Genomic DNA, 504 nt, shown 5'->3' on the forward strand with positions numbered 1-504 from the left:
GTCCGGTCCAGGGCCAGCCGGCCCAGGGGCGGACATGGCCTTGTCGGGGGGATATAACGTAGGGGATCATGGCCCGCCGGGCCGGGTGAGGCGGATGAGCTGGCGAGGCGATATGGCCCGGCGAGGGCATGTCGTCTCCTGTCAGGGTGCGTTTGCGAGTGGAGAGCGCCATGTACCGGGCACTGACTCACGACATCGAAGTCACGGTGACGCCCAGCTTCCTTGAGGACCAGTCCTCACCGGGGCATGGCGACTACTTCTGGGCCTACACGGTGCAGATCGCCAATCATGGTCCGCGCCCCGTGCAATTGCGCGCCCGCACCTGGCGTATCGTTGACGGCGACGGCGCGGTGGAAGCTGTCACAGGTCCTGGCGTTGTCGGCGAGCAGCCGCATATCGCGCCGGGCGACGCCTACACCTACACCAGCGGCTGCCCCCTGCGCACGCCGCACGGCGTGATGAGCGGCAGTTACGCCATGATCGACGCCGCCGGCGAGCGCTTCG

1 protein-coding gene is annotated in these 504 nt (G+C 68.1%); it reads left to right on the forward strand.

What is annotated here, in order from left to right; genetic code table 11:
• Positions 1 to 170: 170 nt before the first annotated feature.
• The coding region (apaG, locus tag AC4FS3_RS29595; protein ID WP_491023513.1) for a Co2+/Mg2+ efflux protein ApaG at positions 171 to 504 on the forward strand (334 nt) is incomplete at its 3' end.

The sequence above is a fragment of the Pseudogemmobacter sp. TB195 genome (genome assembly GCF_058313095.1).